The 5,166-nt window shown below is 46.8% G+C and carries 2 protein-coding genes; one reads left to right on the top strand and one right to left on the bottom strand.

What is annotated here, in order from left to right:
* Positions 1 to 464 precede the first annotated feature (464 nt).
* Positions 465 to 2,300 carry an Ig-like domain-containing protein gene (locus BBG47_RS27000; protein ID WP_065294318.1) on the bottom strand — a complete coding sequence of 612 codons (1,836 nt, stop codon included), beginning with the start codon at positions 2,298 to 2,300 and terminating at the stop codon, positions 465 to 467.
* Between the two features lie 722 nt (positions 2,301 to 3,022).
* On the opposite strand from BBG47_RS27000, the gene BBG47_RS26990 reads away from it, so the two are divergent.
* Positions 3,023 to 4,999, top strand: coding sequence for an AraC family transcriptional regulator (locus BBG47_RS26990; RefSeq protein WP_065294316.1), 1,977 nt, complete (start codon positions 3,023 to 3,025; stop codon positions 4,997 to 4,999).
* Positions 5,000 to 5,166 lie beyond the last annotated feature (167 nt).

The following is a 5,166-nucleotide window of genomic DNA, read 5'->3' as shown; positions in this document are numbered from 1 at the left end:
TTTAACATAGGAGAATGCTGCGTGCTTTGAATGATATGGGAATTATACAGATAAGATGTAAAGAAGTATTTCCAAGCGTTCAGTACGAAGAAATAGAGATAACCAATCAGACAGGGGAAGCATTTAGAATGAATCAGCAAGTTGTATTAGACCATATCACAAATCTCTTGAAATGTGAGTTATCGCAATCGCTAGTGGGAATCTATTTACACGGTTCAATGGCGATGGGGGCTTTACCCCTCAACAAAGTGATATTGATCTATTAGTCATTGTATAGGAAAACGACCCAATGATATGTACAAGATTATTGCTCGGGAAATAATTCGCCTATAAAAGGATGAATGCTAGAGCACGGCATTCGATATTGGAGTGAATGGAGTAAGGTAGAAAAGTATTTTTAGTTCCGAACTCCGTGCTCTAGCTAGGCCTTTACTTGTAACGAAGATTACATGAATTATGGCTGATTACAAATCTAGCTCCGGCTGTTGCACTTCTTGCGGAACGGATGCCCGAAGCACCTGAACGTTGGACGTCGCCTGGAGTCCCCTATAGGCAGCATGGATTTTCGTGAATCCCGCCTTACGGCCAATCAGGTTCCCCTCATTATCGCACTCGAGAATGTCCGGATTGGCGCTTCGGAAAGTTGCTTCCTTGGTCACGTCTATTTCTTTATGTACGGAATAGTCGTAAAGTATGACCTTCACATCGATCATGGAGCCGGCACTTAGCGAGTAGTCGTTCGAATCCAGCCGGAGGTCTCCGCGGGCTGGTTCAGGCTCAACCCAATCCTCAGGCAGCACGGTTACTTTCAAGCTGGCATTGAGTCCTCCGTAAGTGGCCCCAATATAAGTGACTCCAGGCTCATGACCCGTGACCCGACCCGATGTGTCGACGTCGGCAATACGAGAATCATCCGAGCTATACACGGCTGCGCCTGATATATCGCTGACCATTCCATTACCGTACACGGCTTGAAGTACAGTAGGCATGCTGGTGCCTGATTTTACTTGCATCTCTTTCTCCATGAAAGAAATGCTTGCCAATGTCTGTTCGGTAGGAGGCATGTTCTCGAATGGAGCCAGCTTCATGAGCTGAAGCTTCCATACCTCTCCTCGTTTCACGGTTCCGGTGAAAATAAATCCGCCGTCGCGAGCTACTGCTGCCTTGCCAACGTCGCTCAGCGGTGGGCCTGGGAGCGCTTCGCGGCTTGTCAACTCGCCGTTTACGTCGAACGTGACTATCGCATATTCCGATTTCCAGCCTGAGCTCTCGCCTAACATACGCATACCGAGCATGGCATATCCGTCTTTCGTCCGCACCAGACTTTTGAACAATTCCGAGATCGGTTCTGTATATGTTTTTTCCCATTCCGTTTGACCGTTTACGTCCGTCTTGGTGAGAATGGTGACATCACCCTGCTTTGTTCTTTTACGGTTGCCTACCAGATAACCTCCGTCATCGGAAGAGATGATAGAAAAGGCACGCCGTCTCGTATTTGGTTCTTGGAACGGCCGTGACCATACGATGTCGCCCTGCTCATTAAGCTTCATCATAAGCATGGCGTCCTCATCGCCAGGCTCATAATCTGGATAGCCTATGCCGCCAATAACAATATAACCTCCGTCACTGGCGGGGATCATATCGGCAAAGAATTCGCTGCCGATAAAGCGATAATCACGATACCATAACTTTTCTCCGTTGCTATCCACCTTCAGGATGTAGCCCTTTTCGTAGGCGCTTGCAGAGAACATCCCTCTCCCGGCAATCATAAAGCTGCCGTCATCCGTTTCAATAATAGCTACCGGAGTGTGGTGGAATTGTCCATCATCAACAGCCTTGTGCCACAGTACTTGTCCAGACGCATCCAGCCGAATGAGATATAGCTTGTCCATCGGTTTGCCGTCGTAGGACTTGTAGGTGCCGGCTACTAAATATCCTCCGTCCCTAGTCTCTATCGCCCGATATGCGGCATTCCCGGACGAATAATGATCTAGCTTTTGCTCCCATAGCGGCTGTCCTTCTACATCCGTTTTAATGATATAAGCCTTAACGACATATTGCCAACTATCTTGCCCAATCATTTCCTTCTCCGTAATGCTGCCTACCGTCAAATAACCGCCATCGGAGGTAGGAATGACTTCTTCCCCTCTGGAACTACTTCCATAATCCCTAAACCATTCCACGGCAGCCCGCGGTTGCGATGGCTCGGCAGCTGCTGGACTCATCGTGCCCTGTAACCCAAGTGTTAGCATGATTCCGGCAACGCACGCGGCGATCAAGCGTGTACATGTGTTGAACAAATGACGCACCTCTCTCCATGAATTTTTGCTTGATGTTTGATGATTGCTGTCGAAGCAGGTGGTGTGGATAGTCTCTATTATGATTATTCATTGGATCATCAATCCTGTGTATCCCACGAATTGCATAATTCTGTATGACGCTCGAACGGTTTTTAATCCTGCACGATAGGGACGGCCTACCCATAAGCTCCGATGAAATAAACAAATGATGTTGTCACATTGATGAAAATTTTGGATAATAATTGTGTTTTGTTACGAAGGTATGAGACGATGGTAGGTATAATGATCCAGCATTAGAGAGTAGGCTGATTCAGTAAACTTCAAGTGTGGCCGGAAACAGCTACAGTGATCGGAGTCAGATTGAATTCGAATCGGCTACGTCCTCCTGCAAAATTTCATGTGAACGCAGGAATCAATTATCGTTACTTTATAGCTTCTCTATCAAATGAAATTGTCTTATATCGAAGGAGAGTATATGAAGAGAATATATTTGACTCGTATCACAATGAAGACGTTGCTGAGTGTGCTAATCCCTTGGGCATCGGCTCGATGGCATGCAAAACGAAGCGCACACAGACGATTTATCGCTAGTATAGATACCGATTCTCTGAGCAATAGGGAGAGTTTTTGTAAAGTGAAATATCGTTCACTACCATTGAGAATGGTTATCATTTATAATGGTGGCAAGAGTCAGCAGTGATTTGGAAGGTGGTATGAAGAGAATGAATGCCGATGAACATCTATTGCTTTGGGATCATGCTGCAATTAAGGTATTGGATGTCCGCCATATTATGATGGGGATGAATGAGGTTGTGCGCGATTATAAGCTTCCAGCCAGCATGTACCTGCTTGCGACGCGCGGCAGTGCCCAAGTTCGGCTGGATGGAGAAGAATATCTCCTTGAATGTTTCCAAGTCATGCACAGCGGTAAGGGGACAATGCTGGACATTTCTCTTATCGCAGAAGAATTCGAATACTATATGATCTTCTACAGGGCCACGATACCGTTGCCGTGCAGGCAGGAATTGCTTCGATTGATGGAAAGCAGCAGCCCGTTCCAATTGCAATACCACTTCACGCCGAACAATCCAGTATCGTTGTATCACAAGACGAGATGGATGGCAGAGGAGTGGAGGCAAGCCGGTTCCTTGGAGCGATTCCAGGTGAAATCCTTGTTCTATCAGTTCGTATATAGCGTCCTGCAGCAGCTGCATTGTCAATCGATCGAGGTCAGGGAGCCGGATATTGCCACACAAGCAATCGCATACATACAGGAGCATTATGCAGAAGCAATTACGTTGGAGTCACTGGCAGACAATTTGAACTATAGTGTTCCGCATTTGTCTGCATCCTTTAAAAAGAATACAGGATACAGCCCGATTGATTATTTGATTCAAATCCGAATGGATACGGCTGCAGCACTTCTGGTGGACACGGATGCAACTTTGCGGGAAATTGCTGAGAGTGTAGGGTACAAGGATCCTTATTATTTGAGCCGCTTGTTCAAAAAGTACAAAGGTGCTCCGCCCGCACGGTTCAGAGTCAGGGAACGTACTCGTCGCAGAACAGAAGATCGTCCTGCAAATATAATGCGATCCTCCATTGTTGCTCGTCACTTGCGACGTTATATTGATAATGATTATTACTATCAATATAACGATGGGGGAAGTATACCAATGTTTCGACAATCCAAATCATCTGCGGCAGCCGTCTTGCTGCTGTGCTTCGTATTATTACTGACTGCCTGTTCTGGCGCATCAAGTGCCACGAGCAATTCGGAAAGCAGCAGTGGCAGTCAGACAACGACTAATTCTGTGTCGACTCCGCTAGGAGCATCCCAATCAGACGCGGGACAAACTTCAGGGCAGATGCAGACCAAGATCGTATCGACAATATATGGAGACGTGACCGTACCGCTTAACCCCAAGCGCATCGTAGCGGATCAATATTTGGGCAGCTTTGTTGCACTAGATGTTATTCCGATCGGCGTTCCGGGGCTTCATTTGCAGAATCCGTATTTTCAAGAAGCCTTGAAAGGTGTAGCGGATCTTGGCGATATTAACGGCAATTTGGAGAAGATGCTTGATTTGCAGCCAGATCTAATCGTTACGGGAGTAAAGGATGACCAAGCGCGTTATGAGCAATTGTCCAAAATTGCGCCGACAATTGCGGTGCCATTCGGTGAATTGAAAAACGCCCATGAAGAGCTGAGCTATTTCGGCAAGCTTCTTGGAAAAGAAAAGGAAGCAGAAGCTTGGCTTGCGAACTATGATCATCGTGTTGCGGCAGCCAAAGAAAAAGTGAGAAAAGTGATACCTGCTGATGCATCAATCACGATTCTGGAAACGGCGGATAAGTCGACCTACGTATACGGCGATAATTTCGGCCGTGGCGGACAGGCGATTTATCAAGCACTTGGCTTTAAGCCGCCTGCTCAAGTGGCTCCGAAGATTATGGAGAAGCAGTGGGCAGAGCTGTCAGGCGAATTGCTGCCGCAGTATGCAGGCGACTACATTATTCTTACCTCGAACGACCGTACGCTGGAAGACTTGAAGACTGATCCGATCTGGAGTTCATTAGATGCCGTCAAGAATAATCGCGTATACATATGGAAGGAAGAACGCTCTTGGTATTTCGACCCAATTGCGATCCTGTCGCAGACAGAGGAGCTTGCGGCCTGGCTGACTAGCTTGAAGTAACCGAATATGGCAATGTTGTGACAACTAATTACGAACAAGATTCAAAGGGCATCTGTGTCTAAGACGGATGTCCTTTGTCATGTCGGGGAACGGATAGAACTCAAGTGGATGATTTTATGGAACATTTTGGCGGCTTATTTGTTTTAACATAGGAGAATGCTGCGTGC

The sequence above is a fragment of the Paenibacillus sp. KS1 genome (genome assembly GCF_001680695.1).
GTDB lineage: Bacteria > Bacillota > Bacilli > Paenibacillales > Paenibacillaceae > Paenibacillus_B > Paenibacillus_B suaedae.
This window is presented reverse-complemented; position numbering and strand designations above follow the sequence as displayed.

Excerpts from the sequence above, each read along its gene's own strand:
- BBG47_RS26990 (WP_065294316.1), top strand. The coding sequence starts at position 3,023 with ATGAATGCCGATGAACATCTATTGCTTTGGGATCATGCTGCAATTAAG.